The sequence below is a fragment of the Pseudoalteromonas sp. QJM3NY_12 genome, assembly GCF_056173165.1.
Genome location: NZ_JBWBUF010000002.1, coordinates 350,105 through 373,507 on the forward strand (window position 1 = coordinate 350,105; position 23,403 = coordinate 373,507).

Below are 23,403 nucleotides of genomic sequence, written 5' to 3' on the forward strand. Positions count from 1 at the left end.
GAATGTGAGCTATCTTAAACTTAAAAATATTAGTTACACCATCAGAAAATGAGATTTTCAAATTCGTTTTCAGGTAAAGCTTTGCTAAACAAAAATCCTTGCCCTTCTTCACACTCAAGCGAAATAAGTGTATCGAGCTGTGCTTGAGTTTCAATGCCTTCACCAACAATCTTTAAATTAAGTGAGTGTGCTAAATGGGTAATTGCTTTCACTATATCTAGGCTTTGCTTATCATCAACCATATCTTTAACAAATGACTGGTCAATCTTTAATACATCAACAGGGAATAGTTTTAAATACGATAGACTCGAATAGCCCGTTCCAAAGTCATCTATCGCTATGCTCAAACCAAGGTTTGAAAGCCCGTTTAATATTCTACTTGTTTCATCAAAATCACTCATTAAAGCGCTTTCTGTCACTTCTAACTCAAGGTAACCACTAGGAAGCTCAGTATCCTCAAGTATTTGCGCTACGCTTTCTATAAATTTAGGATCTGTAAATTGTTTAGCCGCCACATTAACAGCAACTTTAATTGGATGACCTTTACCTAGCCAGCGTTTAGCAGCTCTGCAGCTTTGTTTTAAAACGCTATGACCCAACTTATTTATTAAGCCTGTCTCTTCGGCTAGTGGAATAAAGTGTAACGGCGATATAAAACCGCCCTCCTCATCTCTTAACCTTACTAACGCCTCAGCGCCTATAATTAATTTATTTTTTAGGCAAAGCTTGGGCTGAAAGTGAACTTCCAACGTGTCTTTTTCAAGTGCATTTCTCAAAAGCTTATCTATATTTTGACGTTGATGAAACTCATGTTCTAAGTCATCTGAAAAATAACAAAATCTATCTCTACCGTGCTCTTTGGCTTTATACATTGCTGCATCAGCATGCGACATCATTAATTCGGCAGAATCAGAATCAGTTGGATTAATACTAATTCCAACGCTTATAGTTAAATTAAACTCTCTTCCATCGACACGAAAAGGTTGATGCATTGCATACAAAATATCAGATGCAACAGCATCGACATGACACGTTGATTTAATATCGGGGAGCAATAATACAAATTCATCCCCGCCAACTCGGGCTAAGGTCGTATTTAAATCAACAATAGATTCAAGGCGTTTAGCAACCAGTTTTATGATTTGGTCGCCAACATGGTGTCCCTCGGTATCATTTAAATATTTAAAATGATCAATATCAATTAACATTAATGCCACAAAAAAACCATTACGCACAGATACCTGACAGGCATGCGCAACGCGATCATGTAATAAAATTCGGTTGGGTAAATCGGTTAATTGGTCATGGTTTGCTAAATGACTCATTTTAACGGCCATCGCAATTGACTCGCTCACATCATGAAAAACTATAATCGCGCCAATAATATTACCTTTTTCATCCCTAATAGGAGAGGCAGAATCCTCAACCCGATGAATTCTGCCATTTAAGCTCGTTAATTGGCAATTAAGCGCCATAGCTACTCTTCGCTGCTCCTTTAAAGCAATAGAAATTGGATTAAGACTTTTATGCTTTGTGGTTGCATCCCGTAGTTGCATAACCTCTGAAATATAATTACCGACAGCTTCATGCATCACCCAGCCGGTCATCATTTCTGCAATCGGGTTCATAAACGTTATTTTTTCGTCTTTGTCAGTTGCTATAACAGCGTCGCCAATCGAGTTGAGCGTTACGCGCAATCTCTCTGATTCAATAGCAAGTAACCGCTGAGAATGCTTTAATTGTTGCTCTTGTGTTTTTAGTTTTAAATGGTTGCCAACGCGCAAACGGCAGACCTTAAGATCGACTGGCTTTTGTATGTAGTCAATCCCACCCAACTCTAAAGACAAATGCTCAAACTTACTTTCATTATGAGAGGTAATAAATATTACCGTTACACCACTGGTTTTGGGATTGTTTTTTAAGCGTTTACACACTTCTAACCCGCTAATATCTGGTAATTCTATATCTAATAAAATAATTTCAGGTAAAAACTGCTGTGCTTTTTCAATTGCACCAAAACCAGTATCGCTGCATATAACTTCTGCGATATCTGATAAAGCCCCCTCTAGAATCATTAAACTAGAAGGTTCATCATCAACAATAAGCACTCGATGCGCAAAGCTTTGATCTACAGTGGTTAACACAATAAAGTCCCATAAAAAAATTAAACAAACGCGATTAAAGTCTAGCTGAGTTAACCTAAACGTCCATTAATTACCTAAAATAAGTACTAACAATATTAAATTGATTGTGTTAGCTACAAGAGGTCTATAATCATCTGCAGTAAATGTAAGCCAATAAAAGCAAAACTCCTTTTTAATAGTAAAAACTTTTTTCTTATTTTTTTATTATTAAGCTCAAACTTGATAAATTACCTATAGTTCTCTAGGTTTAATTATAATTAAATAATGGCTAGTTTTTAATTGGAGTAATGGATGCCAATAAATCTTAAAAAAAGGATAATTCGTCAGGTAAGTAATTACACCCTTTTATTCCCTATTTCTTTATCCGCCATAATTACCTTAATTGTTTTAGCCATTATTATTAATGAAGCAAGTTTATCGCGCTCAGTACTTGGCTCTGTAGAACTAGAAATAATAGACAAAAACCAATCTATTAATTCACAAACACAAGAGGTTATTGAAAACTACCGTCGAGATATTCGTTTTTTACACGCAACCCCTCCAATCAAAGGCTTAGCCAGGGCATCAAATAACAAAGGTGTAGACCCACTAGAGAACACCACCTATGCTCAATGGAAAACAAGGCTTGAAATTATATTTGCAGCGTTTTTAAAAAATAACCCAGATTACGAGCAGCTAAGAATCATCAGTACCAACAAAAAAGGACAAGAACTGGTAAGGGTTGATCGCGTTCAGGGCGCTGTAGAGGTTATAGATTTAAATAGGCTCCAAAATAAAGGAGCGCAAGAGTACTTTACGGCCAGTAGTAACCTCTCTGATGGCGAAATGTATCTGTCTGAAATTTCGTTGAATAGAGAGTACGGTAAAATAGAGTTTCCTTATCGCCCGATGTTGAGGCTGTCTATGCCAATTTTTGATGAAAATCAAAATAGATTTGGCTTTATCATAATTAACGTGAATGCTAACAACTTATTAACTCTTTTAAAAAACAGTATTAATACACCATTTCAACTCGCTTTAACTGACAGTAACGGCTATTTTTTATCACACCCAAATAAAGATTTCACCTTTGGTAAAGACCTAGGTAGTGATATTAGCATCAATAATAATTACACTTTCAACCCCGTTGCTAATAGCTCATTGTCGCTTATAAAACCAAAAAGCATTGCGCAAACAAGTTATTACACTGCAAGAAAACAAATCACTTTAGCGCTGGGTGAAAAACAAAACTTTTTATCTAGCCACGTTTTAGCGCCTGTTGAGCATATTAAAAATATTGAAATGGAACGCAGAACAAAGCTCTACGCCTTTTTGCTTATTTTGGTTATTGTATTAACTATCATTCTCGCATTTTTCAATCGTAGTCTTCGCAAAAGCCAAGAGCTTGCAAATGCGCGCGCACAATCTGAGGCAATTATAACCGGCTCATCTGATGCGGTAATTGGCATTACCAATAACGGTATTGTCTCTAGTTGGAATAATGCCGCAACTCTGATGTTTAAGCTTGGAGAGTTAGAAGCAATTGGAAAACCAATTAATGATTTAAAAATAATAGATCAGCTAAATTTTAACGAGATAATTGAAAAATTCACTGATGGTACTCGTCAATTTAAGCAAGACGCTAGTATCAGTAACGGCTCTACTAAACGCTACTTTTCACTCTCTTTATCAGCCATTATCGATCAATTTGGAATGTTTATTGGTATTGCAATAATAGCCAGAGATGTAACCAAAGAGCGCACCATTGAGAATGAAATAATAAAAGTAAATCATGAGCTTGAAAATAAAGTAGCCATTCGCACTAAAGAGCTCAAACAAGCCAGTGAAGTAAAAAGCGCGTTTATTTCTAATATAAGCCATGAAATGCGTACTCCACTTAATGGCATAGTGGGTACTTTAAACTTAATAAAAAAAGAGCCATTAAGTGAAACACAAAAAAACTATTTAGAAATGACAGAAGTAAGTGTGAGTGCTTTATCTGTATTAATAAATGATATTTTGGATTTATCTAAAATAGAAGCAGGTAAACTTGAGTTGAACTTTAAAGAGTTTAATTTAATAAAATTAATCGAAAGCGTTTGTGGCAGTATGGCTGTTAAAGCTCAGGAAAAAGGCCTCGAATTTGTTTTAGATGTTGTTAATTTAAAATGTAAAACGATTAAAACTGACCCCCATCGTTTTTCACAAATCCTAACTAACTTAGTAAATAATGCGATTAAATTTACTGAAACCGGGTTTATAAAGGTCACCGCTTATTGCGAGCAAACAAGCAATGATACTGTGACTGTTCATGTAAAAGTTACCGATAGCGGTGTGGGCATTGCACAAGAAAACCAGAGCAAATTATTTACCGCCTTTTCCCAAGAAGACAAAAGCGTGGCATCTAAATTTGGTGGAACAGGGCTAGGGCTTTCTATATGCAGACAGCTTTGTAGCCTTCTAGGCGGAGAAATTAGCTTTGAGTCAGAAAAGTCACTAGGTAGTAGTTTTCACATAAAACTAACACTGAGCAATGATGATACAACTCATTATAGTTTTACCCCACGATTAAAAAACAAAAGCTTTGCTATTGTGACTAAAAATAACGAGTTAACCGACAGCATAAATAATTTAATAGCTGCTTTTTCTGGAAACAGTTTTTCACCTGAACAATTACAACAATCTCTTGTTTCAGATGATATAAAAAACGTACCTTTACCTGACTTTATACTTATTGAACAAGACGACATATTGTTAAAACGTTTAGATGAAATGTGGCCATCTATTGCTAATCATCATGCACTTAAAGTTATTTTATTAGCAAATCGCGGTTATCCTCAAATTAAAACAAGACACGTGCAAGCCAGCTTACTTTCTAAACCAATACTTATTTCAGAGTTTTTAAAAACAGTCGCCGATGAACGCAGCCTTGAAGATAAAATAAGTGCTGGTAGCAGTAATATTAATATTAACAAACGCCGTGAATCAGACTCAGTTAAAACTGATAATTCTGACTTTAAAGGAGCACATGTTCTTATCGTTGATGATAACGAAATAAATATAGAAGTAGCCGCGGGTATATTGTCATGTTTATCTTTAGAGATAGATACCGCGTCAAATGGCCAACAAGCAGTAGAAAAACTTGTTAACTCGGTGGCCAATAATCATCAATACCACTGTGTATTTATGGACTGCCAAATGCCTATATTGAATGGTTATGATGCAGCAAAACAAATAAGAGCTGGTGAAGCAGCGCCTCAAAATATTGATATTCCCATAGTCGCTATGACTGCTAATGCAATGATGGGTGAAAGACAAAAATGCCTAGATGCAGGAATGAATGATTACATCACTAAACCAATCTCTGCAGAGGTATTAGTTGCAACGGCTACAAAGTGGTTGTCTTCAACTTTTATAAAAGAAGCTCCATTGGAAAATAATCAGCTTAACGAAATTAATAAACCAATTTCTGATACTTTGGATAGTCAAAGTTTACCTGATTGGGATAAAGATAACGCGCTATCTCGGTTATTAAATAATGAAGAGCTTCTTATAAAAGTATGTGAATTATACCTTCAGAGTACACCAATGAAGCTAGAAGAACTTGAGGATGCAATAAATAACAATAATTTATCGCAAATATCAAAATTAAGTCATGGCTTGAAAGGCTCATCGGGTGATGTAGGTGCGGCTAACTTGCATAAATTATTTGATGAATTAGAAGTAATGGCCAGTGAAAATGCCATGGGCAGTATGAAGAATAAATTAGAGCTCATTCAAACTAGCTACAAAAAACTCGAATCAACCATTAACAGCTACTTAGAGATACAACCCAGTAGTTAGCATTTTGTGGGTAATAATGAATAAACCACTGAAAATATGTATTGCTAATTAAAGTTAAAAGCGCCTAAAGGCGCTTTTAATTTTTGAGTGTATTGCTAACCAATACCACCAAAAAATATAAAAGCACATAGGATATTTATTCTTACTCGCTATACTGGTCAATTATAACTTTTAAACTATTGAATTCTATAGGCTTGTTTATAGTGTTAGTTATACCCGCTGCCACGTACTCAGGCTCGTCTTTTTCAGTGATGTTTGCAGTAACGGCAATAATGGGCACATCGTGGTAATTGGCTAGTTCCCTAATATATTTAGTTGCCAAAAGCCCGCCCATTACCGGCATTTGAATATCTATCATAATTAAATCAAATTGTTGTTTAGTACATAGCTCAAGCGCTATTTCACCATTATCTGCCATGGTTATATGTTTAATACCCATTGCTTTTAAAAAGCTTTCTAGCACGATTTGATTTACCGGATTATCTTCGGCAATTAATACTTGTATATCTTTATTTTTAATATTTACATCGGGTAATTGTGCTTGCTGTTTTTCAGCCACATTTGATGATGGAGTACTAAGCGTTAACTGAAAATAAAATCTCGAACCCTTATCCAATTCACTTTCTACTTGTAAATTACTGCCCATTAAGTTTAATATTTTACTAGAGATAGTTAATCCAAGCCCTGTACCACCAAAACGACGTGTTGTTGAAGTGTCAGCTTGTGTAAAAGCATCAAATAACGTTTTTATACTATGTTGTGAAATACCTATACCACTATCGATAACGCTAAATAGTAACATCACTTCACTGCTATTTTTCTCTTTTAGAGCAACAGATAATGTTACTGTTCCATACTCTGTAAATTTAAATGCATTCCCCAATAAATTCATTAGTACTTGTTTTAAACGGGTTTCGTCGCCTTGTACCAAATCAACAGAATCTACTTTTTCTTTTACTATTTTAAACTCTATATTTTTATGGTCGGCTTGCGATTTAAAAATTTGTTCCAGCTCATACAATAAAGCACTTAATTTAAACTCTCTATTTTCTAGTAGCATTTTATCGGCATCAAGCTTACTTAAATCAAGAATGTCATTAAGAATAACCAATAAACTGTTACCTGAAGAGCTAATAACCTCAATCATGCGTTTTTGTTTAGCATCAAGCTCTGTATTACTCACTAGCTGTACCATGCCTAAAATACCGTTCATGGGAGTGCGTATTTCATGGCTCATATTAGCTAAAAACTCAGATTTGATTCGGGATGTTTCTTCTGCCGCTTTTTTTGCTTCAACTAGGCGCTCGTTTAGCACTCTAAATTTATTTGCTGCTTGGGCTAAAAACCCTATTTCGTCTTCACGGTTAATATCAGCTATGTTTGCTGAGAAATCACCATTTAGAAATGATCTAAAACTAACTGTGAGCCTGTTAATCGCTTTAATAATATGAAAGTGAAAAAATAAAGCGAAAAGAATAAACAAGGTAACAGACAAAAATAACGACACTTGAATAACAGTTTGCGCAGCATCAATGCTCTCTTGACTGGTTTTCGAAATATCACTAAGCAACAACAATGCATCTTCTTGCAATTTTTTGGCAAGTGCTGAAAACTCGACCGAATCACCGGCAATAACAATATTACTTAAGGTTAAATAGTTTCTATTAGCTTGAATGGCCTGAGCAAATAAAGACTCGAATTTAGTTGTTAAACTATTTAGTTGCTCGACCTTGTTGTGGCCAATCATTTTGTTTGTAGCGCCACTGTTGGTTAATTGTTTAATTAATTGTAGCCGCTGTTTTACTTGACTACGTTTGGCGTAATCGCGTTGAGTTAAAAACAGGACTGAATTGCGATACAGATGATGCCAATGATCCTTTAGCTGAAACAATAATAAGTCCTTGCCCAGCCTGGCCGTTTCTCCATCCCTGCTTGCTAAGGTAGTTAATGCTAATTCGTAGGTATTTGGTAACTGTTGCTCAATAATTTTAGACTTTTCATCATATCGTTTTTTAAGACTATCGATACTTTTGCCATAATTTAAAACCAATGATTGCATGGCGTTTAATGAGTTTTTAATCTTGTGTTGCTGAATTCGCTGTTGTGCTTCAATTAACCGCGCTTGAATACTTTGCTGAGTGCTTTTTATTTTATCAAAAATAACCTCGCTACCCGACACACCATAAACCGAAATATCTCGTTGAATCTGTAAAATATCTTTGTTAATTTCAAATACAACAACTGACAGCCCATTAATATTCAATACATTTTTACTGGCTTGCTCTATTTTGTCGGTTCGCTCATTAATAACAACGTAAACTATTATTTGTATTAAAATAAAAATAGCCAACGAAGATAATACTTTAATAGATAAAGAACTAATTAACTGTTTCAGCATTCAATTCCCTTATGCGTTTAGTAGTTCAAACCATTTATCTAAACTGTAATCGTAGTTATCCATCACTGTATTCCACACCGCAATATTAGAAAAGCGCTTTTCATAGCTGCCGCCATCGCGAATTTGCCCTGGCATAATTATATTTTTGCCATCGGTACCCGCTAGTGGTTGAGTCGCTTCTTTGCCATCGTACCAATAATCCCATTCGGGGGTGGTAATTATTTCTTTACTACGTTCTGGATTAGAAATGTAATAACCTTGCTTGGAAATAAATGCACCAGGCCAGCCCGATAACCACCAGTTCATGTATTCATAAGCGGCGTCTTTTACATGCCCTACCGTATTAGCAGAGAGACACATCACTCCATGCCATGCTCGATACCCTTCTTTAGGAGATGCATTAACAACGGGTAAACCTTGGGCTCTACATGCAGTCACCCCCGGAGAAAATATACTTTGTATGTGCACACGCTTTTTAAGCATAAACTCAACCGATTGTGGCACCGACGTCCAAAACCCAGAAAAATGCCCTGCTTGCTTTTTATTAATTAAAATTGCAAACAGTTTATCTATTTCTGCAACACTCATATTGGCAATATTATTAAATGCCATAAGCCCTTGTGCTTGGGCCGCCAAAGCGGCATCAAAAATGCCTATGGTGGGGGCATTTACCAAACCAACAAAGCCTTTATTACTCTCCTCAAGCAACCAGCCCCATGACTCAGTCTCGTAAGCCACACCCTTAGGTATAAAATTAGTGTTATAGCCAAATGAATCCACATTGTGAACATAAGGCATAAAACTTATTTTATCAGTAGCTTGGCTTCCAAGTGAGCCATCGTGTTGAACATATAAAATTTTGTTGGGCGCATCACCTGCGCCCAATTTTGCTGTGGGAACTAACTTACCGGTTTTGGTTAGTGGGTTTATTTCCTGCCAATATTTTAGTCTTTCTACTTCAATTGGTTGAATAGCATTGGCTTGCCACAATATATTAATTGAGTCAGACCATTGTTCATATAAATCAAATGAAGAGGGATCAGCTGCTGCTTTTTGTAAAACGGCCGCACTCCCCATAGGGGTAAATTCAATATTAATACCGAGCTCTTGCATGGCGCGGACTCTAAGCTCTTCTTGTAAAGTTACATGCGTTCCCATGACTCTAAGCGTAACCGGTTTTTTTGCAAACACATACGGCGCTTTAAATGCGACAGCAGAGGTCGCAGCACCGACCGCTAGCGTACTTAAAAATTTACGTCGAGTGACATTGTTAGCCATACTAATCATCCATTTAGTGATTCCCACAATCAGTATAGGTAATAATCGAATAATCACTAACTTAGCGCTTCAAAAAACACTATTTTAATTAAAATGAGTGATCGTCATAAATAACATGGTCGTTTAATCATTGTATAAATTTTATAAGATAACTCTATCTATCCTTGTTACACTAGCAGTGTTGAAATACCTACTCGATTAAGGCGCTTACCCATGGAAAAATTTGTTAATCACATTCAACTAGGCTATTTAGGCTTACTGCCGTTTTTAGGCTGTGTGGGTTGGCCATTGATGTTTGGCAGTAACAGTGTCAATTTAGAGTTTTTTAGTTTTTACAGCATCGCTATTTTAGCTTTTATGGCAGGTAATTTATGGCATGCAGGGCAACAAAGCTTTGCCGATGCCATTAAAGCTGTGCTGCCGGTCATTCCTATTCCGTTTTTATCATTTTTGCCGATTGAGTGGATGCTTGCGTGGTTAGGCGCGAGTTTTTGGTTGGTTCTGATTTTCGAAAAAGCGTCGGTTAATTGGCAGAGTTACCACAAAGATTACCAAAAAATGCGCTTTGTGCTCACATCTGTGGTGTTTGTGTGTCATATCTTAATTATTGGTATGAGTATTTACCCTAAATAACACGCCATTACTTAACCATTGGTCTGTAATAGGGTAACATCCGCGCACTGTATTGAGAGGACACCCCATGATAGACCAATTGCGCCAACAGCTCACTGACCTTGGTGAGAATTTTGTAGAAAAAAACGCCGCTTTTAAAATAAAAGTGATCCCTTTTTTTTGTGCCATTAGCATAAAAAAAGATCATAAAAGCGAAGGTCGTCTTTCTTTTTATTCAAATCAACTCATTGAAATACTAATGGTTGTGTTGTTTGTATTGTTTGGCTTATCTATATTTGATCCTGACGCAGGATTTACCCATGGTCCTATCCACATTGTTTTTGCTATTTTGATTACCTTTAACCTAATTTTAAAACAGGTTGCTATTGAGGGTTTAAAAACACGTTTAGCTATGTATAGGTTGCATCAAGCACCTCAGCAAAATGATGAGCCCGAAAACCCAAACACATCTTCACGCTAATATGTATTTAAATCCAAACTGGAACATACTTACGGTAGGTGATGGCGATTTATCGTTTTCAAATGCGCTTTATCGTCATATTAAGCCAAAAAAGTTAGTGGCATCCACTTACGACGACCAATCAACTATTGAGCAAAAATACCCAGATAATGCGCTCGATGCTTTAAAGTCGCAAAAGGTAGAAGTACTTAATAGCTTTGATGTAACCAACCCACAATGTTGGCAAACGCTCGGCCAGCATTTACATAGTTTTGATGTGGTTATTTTTCAATTTCCGCTTATTCCTGCATTTGTTGGTCGCGATGCATTTGAACACAATACACGCCATACCAGCATGAACGTACTTAACCGCGCATTACTGCATCAATTTATAAAATACGCCAATAAGTTTGCTTTAAATCCACAAGGCGCGAGGCTGTGTTTCATCACTTCAAAAGATGTTAAACCGTACCGTGAATGGAATATTGAAGGCAGTTTAGGTACCCATTTGAACGTACAATATCAAGGGCAAATGCCATTTGATATTAGTCTCTTTAATGGTTATAAAATTCGCAATGTTGACCGTGATAAGCACGTTAAAGACACCAGCGGCATTACCTATGTATTTAGTGAAAAACCCTTACCTGAACTGGCTAGCTTGTTAACTTTGCCTGCTTACTTAACCGATAATTATTGCTCGCTATGTCGTGTAGGGCCGTTTTTAGCTGACGAGGATAAAAGCAAGCATTTTGCTGCTAAAAAACACCTGCAAATGATCAAACTAGAGCAAGACTGGCAGCAATGGTTAACAGCGTTTTATAAGTCAAGCTAGCTTAATGAAGTCAGCTGCTTTTTCGGCAATGACTATCACACCGGCATTGGTGTTGCCGGTAATTATATGCGGCATAATTGAGGCATCAACCACACGCAAATTTTTCACGCCATGTACTTGTAGTTGGCTATTCACTACCGCCATGGCATCTTGCCCCATTTTACAAGTGCCTACAGGGTGATATTCAGTCTCGGCCGTTTGCCTAATATACTCAATAAGCTGCTCATTATTGTTAATATCTAGCGGGTAAACCATATTACCTCTAATTACATCAAATGCTTCACTTTGCATAATCTGCAGTGTTTTTTTAAGCCCCGCTAACATCACGTTTAAATCATCGGGGTGGCTTAAATAATTAGGATCAATAAGTGGAGCACTCAAGGGGTTGGCATCGGCTAATCGAATCGTGCCACGGCTTTTAGGTTGCATAATACTACAGTGAATACTATAACCATGGCCTAGGTGCAGTTTACGGCTATGGTCATCCACCAGCCCAATTACAAATTCAAGCTGTACGTCGGGTACTTTTGAATCGGAAAATAGCTTTATAAAGGCATGTGATTCTGCAAAATTACTAGTAAGCTGCCCTTCACGTTTGGCAAACCAATCAACGCATCCTTTTGCAATATTAAACGCCCCACCCGCACTTATACCAAATGTGCCTTTACTGTATTTAGCTTTATACAATGGCACAACGGTTAAGTGGTCATGAAGGTTCTCTCCAACACCAGAAAGCTCGTTTACTATTTCAATATTATGCTGCTTTAGTTGCTCTTTAGGGCCAACTCCCGATAGCATTAAAATTTGCGGTGAGTTAATTGCGCCAGCGCTTAAAACCACCTCTTTTTTTGCATGCAATACAACGGCTTTATTGTTTATAGAAACAGAGACTCCGGTTGCGGTTTTATCGCAAAAAAGCACTTTATTAACGTGTACTTTGCTAAGCACGGTTAGGTTTTTTCGGTTTAAATGGGGGGTTATATACGCTTTTGCCGCGCTACAACGCTCCCCTTGATATTGAGTCACTTGTGATAACCTGGCTCCAACTTGCTGCCCTGCGTTTATATCGCAATTGTGCGGTACACCTTGTTGTTCGCAGGCGTTTAAAAACAGCTGATTTACAGGGCTTGGCTGGCTTAAATCCTGCACATGCAAAGGACCATAAACCCCGTGTATATCACTTTCAGTAAAGGTTTTATTATTTTCAGCTTTAATAAAATAAGGCAATAAACTCTCATAGTCCCAGCCCTCATTGCCCAGTGCAGCCCAACTATTATAATCGTGCTTATTACCTCGAATATAAACCATGGCATTAATGGAACTTGAACCGCCAAGCACTTTGCCACGAGGCATAAATCCGCAGCGGTTATTAAGTTCTTTTTGAGGTACCGTATTGTAATGCCAGCTATTAATGCCATAAGGCACGCTTGCAGCGACCCCTGCAGGCATTTGAACCATTGCACCTTTATCACTGCCGCCCGCTTCAATTAAGCACACACTCACATTTTTATTTTCAGATAATCGCGATGCGATAACGCAGCCTGCACTGCCTGCGCCAACAACAATGTAATCAAATGTAGTGATATGCATACTTATTCTCCAATTAAAAAACCAGTTTGCATGGAACATCGAATAAAAACTTGTTATTTTTAGACACCCTCACCAAAAGTATATTTTATGAGCCGCTTAATTAGAGCCACCTCTTTACAAGGAATAGACCATTTAATTGCAGAACTTGGGGGAGGTTTCGCTGCCATAATGCAGCAGTGCGCCATTAATGTGGACTTTAATAAACTAGAGCAAGAGACCCTTACTTACCGCGCGTATGCACAGCTATTAGAGCATTGCGCCAATACACTAAATTGTCCAAATTTTGGTTTAAAACTAGCAAGCCTGCAAAGCTTTGATATTTTAGGCCATATTGCAATAGCCGCTCAAACAGGCACTAATTTAGCCGAGGCGCTAGATTGGGTGATAAAATATTTGCACTTACATACGCCAGCGCTTAATTTAACCACTCACCCCTTTGATGATAATGAGCACGTGTTTTTATCATTCGCTATAAATCTCAGGCCATTACCGGCAATAAACCAAGTAATAGAGCTCACCATTGCATTGGCCATTGCCACTTTAAAAAATATAAGTAATGGCCGCTGTAAGCCACAAAGTGTATTTTTACCTCACACCCTAAGCACAAATAAGCTGACCTACCACCAGTATTTTGGCTGTAAGGTTATTACTCACAGAAATAGCGCCGGTGTATTAATTGCCAAACAAGACTTAGATTTAACACTTAACGTAACTAAGCAGCATAAAACCCAAGCAGCACTTAACTTTTTAGCTGAAAATAATGCTTATAGCCAATCTTTGCCTGCTCAGGTAAGCGCGCTTATTCGTATTATGCTGCCGATATTTCAAAGCGCTAATAATACCATTGCCGCTGCGCTTAATATTCACCCTCGCACCTTGCACCGAGAACTTAAAAAGCACGATACCAGTTTTGTAAAGCTCAAAGACGCTACTCGCCGCGCCTTATGTGAGCACTATTTATTACAAAACCAATTGTCGGTGACTCAAATTTCAGAGCTTTTAGGTTATCAGGAGCAAGCTACGTTATGTACTAGCATTAAACGTTGGTTTAATTGCTCTGCCCGCGCATTTAGAGCCAAACATTGTTAAACTGCGCCCTTGTTTAAAAACAGCAAAAGGCTAAACATGAATTTTGTAATTGTAGGTACTAATTTTATTAGCGACACGTTATTGGCAGCGGCTAATACACTCAGCAATTTTAATTTATACGGTATTTGCTCTCGCCAAATAAGCAGCGGCGAGCGCTTTTTAGCTAATCATCCAACAAATACCGATGCTAAAATTTTTACCTCTATTGATGCTGTGTGCCAAGATGAACAAGTAGACGTAGTTTATATAGCGGCGCCAAATAGCCTGCACAGTGCATATGCAATACAGTGTTTAAAAGCGGGCAAACACGTATTAGGCGAAAAGCCCTCAGCGGCTAATAGCAAGCAACTTGCGGCTATTTTAACTGCGGCAAAGCAACATCAGCGCCTTTACATGGAAGCGATGATGACAACGCACTTACCTAATTTTGCGCACTTACAAGCTGCCTTGAAAAAAATAGGCACACCACGTAAGTTTATTGGTCAATTTAGTCAGTATTCATCACGTTACGACAAGTATAAAAATGGTGAGCGCCCTAATACTTTTTTACCTGAATTTGCTAATGGTGCCTTACTAGATTTGGGTATTTACCCACTTTATCTCGTTATTGCATTATGGGGAGCACCACGCTCTGTTCACGCCAGCGGCGTATTACTTGAAAGTGGTGTGGATGGTGCAGGCGATGTGCTTTTAAATTATCCCGACAGACAAGCGGTGATCAGCTATTCGAAAATTTCACAAGGCGAAAATATCACTGAAATTCAGGGGGAATTAGGTCGAATTAGAATTGAAGCCGTGTCGCAGCTTAAAAAAGTAGAGTTTATTGCTAACAATGGTCATAAAGAGCTTATTAGCACGGAATTTGACGAGCACTTTATGAAGTACGAACTCGAGAACTTTATCAATACCATTGAGCAAAATCAGGGGGAGTCTAGCGTTAATACTCATCAGCTTTCTGTCGATGTAATGCAAGTACTTGATACCGCACGCGCACAACTTGGTGTTGTTTACCCAGCAGATTTATCCTCTGAATAAAACAAAAACTACCGGCTAAGCGATAAGCGTATTTTATCGCTTGGCCTTTGGGCACACTTTACTAAACACTGCTATTTTGAATTAAGCTTAAAAAGATCACAAAATTTGACTTACCTCTGAGATCAAAAGCAGGTAACATGCCGCCAAAATTCATCGCAATCTTTAAGGACATCCATGCAAAAATCAACCAAAGATCTATTACTGGCTATTTTATGCATATTGCTAGCAATGATGACGATTCAGTCAGGCGCGTCACTGGCTAAACAGCTTTTTCCTATTGTTGGACCTGAGGGCACAACAGCCTTACGTTTAGGGTTTTCGGCCGCTATTTTGTGTTTGATTTTTAAACCATGGAAACACTTCCCTGTTGCAAGCCAACGCTTACCCATATTAATTTATGGCTTAAGTTTAGGCGGCATGAATATTCTATTTTATTACGCGATAGAACGTATCCCATTAGGTATTGGGGTTGCGCTTGAATTTACAGGCCCATTAGCTGTCGCGTTATTTTCTTCTCGCAGAAAACGTGACTTATTTTGGGTTGCCTGTGCAGTGGCCGGTATTTTATTACTTTTACCTGATATGAAAGGTCAAGACAGCCTTGATCCAGTCGGTGTAGTGCTCGCACTTGCAGCGGGTGCCTGTTGGGCTGGCTATATTTTATTTGGTAAGAAAACAGGCAGCCAAAGCTCTGGTGGCGCAACGGTTGCGATGGGCATGACCATTTCAGCCATCGTGCTGGTGCCTTATGGCGGCATTTCACAAAGTGCTGCATTTACTTGGGATATTATTCCATTAGGTATTGCTATCGCCGTGCTTTCAAGCGCCCTGCCTTATACTCTTGAAATGATTACCTTACGTAATATGTCGCCACAAGGTTTTAGTATTGTAATGAGCCTAGAACCTGCAATTGCAGCACTCGCTGGCTTAGTTATTTTAGGTGAACTGCTAAGCATTTGGCAGTGGCTGGCTATTTTACTGGTGATTATTGCCTCGGTAGGCAGCTCCATGTCTAATGGTAAAAAGCAGCCTGCTGCTTAGAGTTTAATAATTTAATTGCGTCATGAACTATCATGGCGCAACTTCTCATCTCCTATTTTACAACTCCCTCTTAGTATAACTAAGCCTGCGTTTTATCTCTCCTTTCACACCATTCATTGTTGCACTTAAAACAATATATACCACTTACGGTGTGTGCATTATTTATACAAACACCTTGTTATATTTAAACTTTAAATTTAAGCAAAAAACCACAACTTAATTTTTATTCTAAAAAAGTGAATTAAAATTCATATTTTTATTTCCATCAACAAAACTCCCTGATATTATTAGCGCTCATTTATTAACGTACTAAATCTAACTGGGATCAATTTTTATGTTTAAACCAAGCCTGTTAACCTTGGCTGTATCAAGCGCACTGAGCGGTGTATTATTTAGCGGTAATGCAACAGCACAAGAGCAAATTATTGAAAAAAATAAATCGCTTGAAGTTATTGAGGTTACAGCAACACGCCGAAGTGGCTCTATTCAGGCTGCGCCTCTTAACATTACTGCGCTTGATGCCGATGTAATGAAAGACCAAAATATCAGCGAATTAGCCGATGTAGCGCGTTGGGTGCCAGGTTTAACAATTACTGATCAAGGTGGTCGCTCTGGCTCACCTATTATAGTTCGCGGTTTAAATACAAATTCATCAGGCCCTTCATCAGATGGCGGCACGGTAGCTACTTACATTAACGAAATTCCAGTATCGGTAGATATGCGCCTTGTTGATGTAGAACGAGTGGAAGTACTTATTGGGCCACAAGGCACACTATACGGGGCTGGTACATTAGGTGGCGCTATTCGCTACATGCTTAAAGAGCCAGAGCTTGATTTCATATCAGGTGAAGTATTTGGTGATGTTTTTCAAACTCAAGAAAGTGATTCAATCGGCGGCGAAGCCGGTTTTATCTTCAATTTACCATTAATTGAAGACAAACTGGCTGTACGTACCAGCTTAAATATTTATGAAGACCCAGGGTTTATTGACTACGCCTACACCGTTCGTGAACCAGGTGTGTCGATCACCGACCCTGATTGGACAAACCTTGATGCAGTAAACAGCAATCTTAAAAATGTAAAAGACGCCAACGGTGAAACCACCACAACTGGGCGTATTTCATTACGTTACAAGGCAAACGAGTCATTCGAAGGCACATTAAACTACTTCTATCAAAAGCAAGACACCGAAGGTCGCTCAATTGTTCATCACAATAGCCTAAACGAAAATAATGGTTTAAATGATCGCATCGGCAAATACGAGTCAGCGTACCGTTTTGAAGAGCCACGGGAAAAAGAAGATCAATTACTCAGCCTTGAACTTAAAGCCGACTTAGGTTTTGCTGAGCTGGTATCAGCTACTGGTATTTCACACTTTGAAGCCGATGGTCAACGCGACCAAACTGACCTTTTAATTCGTTTAGACTATGGCTACGAAGAGTTTCCTTCGTTTTCGGCATTTACCCGTGAATTAGACGAAGTCGATACCTTCACTCAAGAGCTACGTTTGGTCTCACAAAGCGATAGCGACCTAAGCTGGATTGTTGGTGGTTTTTACAATAAAACCGATACCGACGCATCAAGCAGAGAGTTTACGCCAGGCTTTGATCAGTTCGCGGTTGATAATTTTGGTGGCGCACAACTTAGACCTGACTCTTTAGAGTATTTAGAAATTACTGGCATCAAAGTCACTGAGTCTGCACTTTTTGGTGAAGTGGGTTACCAGGTAACCGATAAACTCGACATTACCATTGGCGCGCGTTTTTACGAATACGACGTAGAATCAAAAGCGGCTTTTGATTTCCCATTAGCAAATACCTTGTATGAAGGTGCTGCACCTGATGCAATTTCAGTTAACTTTGAAGAGAACGAAGCCGGTGACAACGGTAATCTTTTCAAATTTAATGCTAAATACCAATTTACAGATTCAGTGATGGCGTATGCAACCATTAGTGAAGGCTTTAGAATTGGTGGCTCAAATGGCCTAGTACCTTGCCCAACCCCTCTACCTGAGGATCAACAAACAGGCTGTGGTACACCTGATGAAATGCTATACGATGCCGATACTACCACTAACTATGAGCTAGGCTTTAAAAGTACCTGGATGAGAAGCCAGCTACATTTTAATGCTGCACTATTCAATGTAGATTGGGATAACGCACAAATTGCCGGTGCAACAACAGTAGGCCAATTACCGTATTTATCAAATGCTGGTAGCGCAAATGCGAAAGGGATTGAAATTGCCACGCGTGCAATTTTATCAGACTCGTTTACTGCCTATGCAACTTATGCCTATACAAAAGCAGAACTAACCTCAGACGCTCCGTATTTATTTAATGCCGATGGCACTGATGGCGCAAAAGATGGCGACCGTTTACCGGGCTCACCTGAGCACCAGTTCTCTATGGGTATTAACTACCAAACAGACGTTTTAAATGATAAAACCCTCGATATAAACTACGGTTTAACTGCACAAAGTGATGTAATTTCAAAAGTAGGCCTACGTGACAACGGTGAAGCACTCCCGGGTTATAGCTTAAGTAATATTTCAGCTAAATTAACCGCCGATGCGTGGTCGACTACTTTATATGTAGATAACCTATTTAATAAATATGCGGTTACTTCTGTTCGTCGTTCAGATGCGGATATTACAACAGCCAATGGCGCAGACATACAACGTAACTATGGTTACTTTATTAATCGCCCGCTTACTATTGGCATTAAATTTAACTATCAGTTTGAAATATAATTAAGCGACAAGTTTGAAATATAATTAAACGATAAGTTTAAGTACAATCAAGAGGCTCAAATTAATTTGAGCCTCTTGATTTTGTAAGTATATTATTTATAAGAGTATTCATGCAGCCAAACTTAAAGCAACTACACCAAAGCGCTATCAACAACTTAAACCAAGGCAATATTCAGCAAGCGCATAAAGCACTGGTTGAGCTGGTAACACAAAAACCAGACTTTGCTGATGGCTACTTTTTGCTCGCTATGGTTAATTTACAGGTTGGCCAAATTTACAAAGCGATAAAGCTAATTGAAAAAGCATTAAGCTTTACCCAGTCTATTGAATATACAGCGCAACTTGCCAAGTGTTACGCTCTTACGGGCGACTTACAAAAAGCAAAAAACACCGCCCTCAGCGTTAAGATTGAACATATTAGTAAAGCACTTGATGCCGATACATTAGGCGTCGCGCTCACCCAAGCGGGTTTACATCAGCATGCTGCTGACTACTTTACATGCGCGTTAAATTTAGCTGAGGCGAGTAACAGCAGCCAACCGCAGTTTTATTATAACTATGGAGTATGCGCTAAGTTTTTAGGCCAGTTTGATAAAGCACAGCACGCGTTTGAAAATGCCATTGCACTGAACCCGCTTCATCATCAAAGTCATTTTGCCTTAGCCGATTTAACTAAAGTCACCGAACATAATAACCACATCACGCGATTAAAAAATGTATTCGAACAGGTCAATCATCCCGACGCTAAACTGCATATAGGTCATGCGCTCGCTAAAGAATATCAAGACTTAGGAGAGTTTTCAGCAGCCTTTACCGCGTTACAACAAGGTAAAGCAGCAAAACTCGCTAATAAGGCGTTTGATAATCAAGCGTCTGAGGCTTTATTCGCGCATATCAAACAGCTCAGTGATAAATACAAAAACCAACAAACGGCTGGCAACCAAAGCAGTGAGCCAATTTTTGTATTAGGCATGCCGCGCTCTGGCACCACATTAGTTGAACGCATTTTATCAAGCCACAGCGACGTACAATCGGCGGGCGAGCTGCAAGACTTTGGCCTAAGTGTAAAAAAACTTAGCCAAACGCACACGCCTCAAGTACTCGATATAGACACCTTAAGCCAAGCTTACCAGCTTGATTTTGCAAAACTTGGCAGTACTTACCTTGAAGCAACGCGCGTTGTAACCGGCAGCCATAAACACTTTATTGATAAACTACCGTTTAACTTTTTTTATATTGATTTAATTACCAAAGCCCTGCCAAACGCCAAAATAATTTGCCTACTTCGCGACCCCATGGATACCTGTATTGGTAACTATCGTCAGCTATTTACCATTAACAACCCCTACTACGCGTATTCGCTCGATTTACTAGACACCGCTAGATTCTACAGCCGCTTTTATAAACTGATGCTGCACTTTAGCGCCCTGCACAGCAATATTAAACTAGTAAAATACGAAGAGCTCATCGCCGCACCCGAGCAAAAGATAAAAGAGTTAGTGAGCTATTGCGACTTAGACTGGCAACCACAGTGCCTTGATTTTCACTTAAACACCGCACCAGTATCAACTGCCAGCAAAATACAAGTGCGCCAACCGCTTAACAACAAAGCCATAGGCCGCTGGAAGAATTTTAAGCCTTATACAGAAGAAATTGAAGATTACTTTTTAAAGCAAAATATCAGTTTTGAGTAAGGGTTTGTGGTTTGAAAGTTGAATGTATGAACTTAGAGTTAGCTTGATTAGTGCCAGAATAGCTCGAATAAGCAATGCGTCGCCCGACAAAGTAAAATACCTTACCAATTATTATCAATTGTAAGTGCTTTGCATACATTATCGCGACAATTTCATTCTATTGTACTTGATGTCTTATCTTCATAATGGCCTCAATTAATCAAGACGTGGAATCGCATTATGAAAAATTTAGCACTTATAATCTCGATACTTATTACTGCACTTGCATTGCAAGCTTGCGGTAGCAGTTCAAAAAAAACAACTGAACCGACAACGACAACGGGTCCAACAACACCTGTAACCCCAGAAGCAATACATCATATTCAACCAGAAAATGTTGCTGAATATATTGATACCTTTAAACGTCAATTTGACGCATTAGAACTGCAAATTGACGGTGTAAATTATGACATCTCATTCGTTGATATAGATCAAGATGATAATCTGATTTTTGCTAAATATGATAAAGGCTTTTTGTTTTTTGGCTTTGATTTTGAAGAGAATGACCCTGTGGCCTTTATCAGGGTAGTAGAGAGTGAACTGGAGGATATTAATGAGGCACTTGCCGATGCTAATAACTATTTCTTTGGCAAGGACATTTCGGTATCACAAGATGATAACGAGAATGCAATATATGAGGGTAGTATTAGCCACCCTGAAAAAGGTGATTTTCCAATAAGAATGACTATTAATGAGTCTTTGATAGAAGGTGGCACTAGTACAGTTGAAGTATCTGGTACTCAAGCTCTGATAAATGGTGATCTTGGCAGTCTAACATATGTACAGATCAGTGATTTAATTAATGACCATCCTGAAGTTGATACCTTGTTGCTTCAGGAAATTAGTGGCTCGGTAAATGATGCTATTAATATGCACACAGGTAGATTGGTACGCAATGCCATGTTAACCACAATGGTTGAAGCAACTTCTGATATTAACTCTGGTGGTGTTGATTTATATGCTGCTGGTTTTAGAAGAGTATATACTGAAGGTGCAAAGCTTGGTGTTCATTCTTGGTGTTGTACAGACGGTAAACCAGCTAATGAACTTGGTAGAGATCATGAAGGTCATGGTGCACAACTTACTTTCTTTCGAGAAATGTTAGGCAATGAGTTGGGTCCAGAGTTTTACTATTTTACTATTGAAGCGGCGCCTCATAATACGGTGCATGTGATGACAAAAGCTGAATTAGATAAATACTTGTTACCATAATTTATGGTATTTGAAGTGACTGAAAAGAGGCATTATTAGTGCCTCTTTTTTATTTTTTTGCTATATTTGTACTAGTAACCTACTAAGTGAGCTATCTATCTTAAATGTCGAATATCCAAACTATTATGCTGGTTGAAGATGATGATAAATTAGCATCTTTACTGCACGACTACCTCTCAAATTTTGGATTCGATGTTGTAGTTGTTCACTCGGGCATTGACGCTGTCGAAAAAATACTTTCTATTCAGCCCTCACTGGTCGTGCTTGATTTAATGCTACCAGGCCTTGATGGTTTATCTGTTTGTCGTAAGGTTAGAAGTCAATTTTCTGGTCGAATATTGATGCTGACTGCTAGTGGTGATGATATGGATCAGGTGGCGGCACTTGAAATCGGAGCCGATGATTTTGTTCAGAAGCCAATTCAGCCACGGGTACTGCTAGCACGAATAAAAAATTTATTACGACGAGATCAAGGCTCTACAGAAGCAACTACATCAGCTGAATTAAATCAAGCAAGTCGTTCAGATAAAGAAAAAGCTTTTGGCTCTTTGTGGTTGAATGAATCATTGCAACGCTGCAAATTAAATGATGAATTAGTACCCCTTACCCCATCTGAATTTTTACTGCTATGGCACTTAGTTAAGCATGCAGAACAAGTGTTAAGTCGTGAGGAACTGTTGCAATCGTTGAGAAATATTGAATATGACGGTTTAGATCGCTCGGTTGATAACAAAATAGCCCAAATAAGAAAAAAGCTTAAAGATGATGCTAATCGCCCACAAGGTGTAATAACGGTTAGGGGTAAAGGTTATATGTTTGTACCTGATTATTGGTAATTGATATTCATACAAACACATACAGAATAAGAGCATATTTCAGGCTAAACTACTTGCATAACATTTAATTGTGCGAACTTTATGACCAGATTATTTATTTCTTTGTATTTAGGGCTATTAGCGACACTCTATATTTTTATGATTGCTGCCCATTTAATTAATACCTATCTCTATGTTGACATAGAAAACATTATAAAAGCTGAAAACTTTGCTGCAGAAATAACATTACTTGAAGAACTTGATAGTCATATAACTTTGCAACACAGACAAGAGCTTATTGATGTTATTGCTGATAAAAACCAAATCATAATCAGCCCGGTTCCATTTGCTAATATTCCCACTCATATTCAAAAGGCATTAGAAAACCAGCCAACATGGTTTGATGACGAAGAGTATGATTACTTCAAAGTCTTTTCACCTGCGCAGTATTACCAAATTGAAGAAGATGAAACACATCATTTGTTAGAAGTTGACGAAGCTGTTGGCGATGCTATTTTCATCGCACTAATTTGTTTTGTTGCTTCGGGGTGTTTTATTTGGTTATTTGGTCTACACCGGAAATTAAAACGTGT

The 23,403-nt window shown here is 38.3% G+C and carries 15 protein-coding genes; 11 read left to right on the forward strand and 4 right to left on the reverse strand.

All coding sequences use genetic code 11. From position 1 onward, the window contains the following. Positions 1-41: 41 nt before the first annotated feature. Entirely contained in the window at positions 42-2,144 is a 2,103-nt protein-coding gene (locus tag AC0VZ5_RS17430) for a two-component system response regulator (RefSeq protein ID WP_475475093.1), read from the reverse strand. 291 nt (positions 2,145-2,435) lie between these two features. Here AC0VZ5_RS17430 and AC0VZ5_RS17435 point away from each other — a divergent pair, with 291 nt between their 5' ends. Next, a complete protein-coding gene (locus tag AC0VZ5_RS17435; RefSeq protein ID WP_475475094.1) occupies positions 2,436-5,966 on the forward strand; it encodes an ATP-binding protein in 3,531 nt (1,176 codons plus the stop codon). Positions 5,967-6,108: 142 nt separating this feature from the next. Here the strand turns inward: AC0VZ5_RS17435 and AC0VZ5_RS17440 are convergent, their stop codons facing one another. Then, complete coding sequence (locus tag AC0VZ5_RS17440) at positions 6,109-8,364, reverse strand: ATP-binding protein (RefSeq protein ID WP_475475095.1); 2,256 nt, start codon at positions 8,362-8,364, stop codon at positions 6,109-6,111. A 9-nt stretch (positions 8,365-8,373) separates the two neighbouring features. Next, on the reverse strand, positions 8,374-9,642 hold the full coding sequence (locus AC0VZ5_RS17445) for an ABC transporter substrate-binding protein (RefSeq protein WP_198522748.1): 1,269 nt from the start codon (positions 9,640-9,642) through the stop codon (positions 8,374-8,376). Positions 9,643-9,855: 213 nt separating this feature from the next. Here AC0VZ5_RS17445 and AC0VZ5_RS17450 point away from each other — a divergent pair, with 213 nt between their 5' ends. The 3 genes from AC0VZ5_RS17450 to AC0VZ5_RS17460 all read left to right on the forward strand — a co-directional run bounded on the left by AC0VZ5_RS17450 (position 9,856) and on the right by AC0VZ5_RS17460 (position 11,546). Beyond that, a complete protein-coding gene (locus AC0VZ5_RS17450) occupies positions 9,856-10,275 on the forward strand; it encodes a DUF3429 domain-containing protein (protein ID WP_475475096.1) in 420 nt (139 codons plus the stop codon). A 67-nt stretch (positions 10,276-10,342) separates the two neighbouring features. After that, complete coding sequence (locus AC0VZ5_RS17455) at positions 10,343-10,735, forward strand: hypothetical protein (protein WP_418609587.1); 393 nt, start codon at positions 10,343-10,345, stop codon at positions 10,733-10,735. Position 10,736: 1 nt separating this feature from the next. Further along, a complete protein-coding gene (locus AC0VZ5_RS17460; protein ID WP_475475108.1) occupies positions 10,737-11,546 on the forward strand; it encodes a class I SAM-dependent methyltransferase in 810 nt (269 codons plus the stop codon). On the opposite strand, the gene AC0VZ5_RS17465 is transcribed toward AC0VZ5_RS17460, so the two are convergent. Next, the gene (locus AC0VZ5_RS17465; RefSeq protein ID WP_475475097.1) at positions 11,538-13,136 is read right to left on the reverse strand and encodes a GMC family oxidoreductase; all 1,599 of its coding nucleotides are present in this window, start codon (positions 13,134-13,136) and stop codon (positions 11,538-11,540) included. The two genes, AC0VZ5_RS17460 and AC0VZ5_RS17465, sit on opposite strands and share 9 nt — an antisense overlap. A gap of 87 nt (positions 13,137-13,223) precedes the next feature. Here AC0VZ5_RS17465 and AC0VZ5_RS17470 point away from each other — a divergent pair, with 87 nt between their 5' ends. The 7 genes from AC0VZ5_RS17470 to AC0VZ5_RS17500 all read left to right on the forward strand — a co-directional run bounded on the left by AC0VZ5_RS17470 (position 13,224) and on the right by AC0VZ5_RS17500 (position 22,831). Further along, on the forward strand, positions 13,224-14,225 hold the full coding sequence (locus AC0VZ5_RS17470; protein ID WP_475475098.1) for an AraC family transcriptional regulator: 1,002 nt from the start codon (positions 13,224-13,226) through the stop codon (positions 14,223-14,225). Positions 14,226-14,261: 36 nt separating this feature from the next. Next, positions 14,262-15,260, forward strand: a complete 999-nt coding sequence (locus AC0VZ5_RS17475; protein WP_475475099.1) for a Gfo/Idh/MocA family protein — start codon at positions 14,262-14,264, stop codon at positions 15,258-15,260. Positions 15,261-15,434: 174 nt separating this feature from the next. Next, the gene (locus AC0VZ5_RS17480) at positions 15,435-16,301 is read left to right on the forward strand and encodes an EamA family transporter (protein WP_008115672.1); all 867 of its coding nucleotides are present in this window, start codon (positions 15,435-15,437) and stop codon (positions 16,299-16,301) included. Positions 16,302-16,635: 334 nt separating this feature from the next. After that, positions 16,636-19,050 carry a TonB-dependent receptor gene (locus AC0VZ5_RS17485; RefSeq protein ID WP_475475100.1) on the forward strand — a complete coding sequence of 805 codons (2,415 nt, stop codon included), beginning with the start codon at positions 16,636-16,638 and terminating at the stop codon, positions 19,048-19,050. Between the two features lie 110 nt (positions 19,051-19,160). Next, positions 19,161-20,744: a tetratricopeptide repeat-containing sulfotransferase family protein gene (locus tag AC0VZ5_RS17490; RefSeq protein ID WP_475475101.1), complete on the forward strand. Its 1,584-nt coding sequence runs from the start codon at positions 19,161-19,163 to the stop codon at positions 20,742-20,744. 219 nt (positions 20,745-20,963) lie between these two features. Next, a complete protein-coding gene (locus AC0VZ5_RS17495; RefSeq protein WP_138605541.1) occupies positions 20,964-21,995 on the forward strand; it encodes a hypothetical protein in 1,032 nt (343 codons plus the stop codon). A gap of 104 nt (positions 21,996-22,099) precedes the next feature. Further along, the gene (locus AC0VZ5_RS17500) at positions 22,100-22,831 is read left to right on the forward strand and encodes a response regulator (RefSeq protein ID WP_178957403.1); all 732 of its coding nucleotides are present in this window, start codon (positions 22,100-22,102) and stop codon (positions 22,829-22,831) included. Positions 22,832-23,403 lie beyond the last annotated feature (572 nt).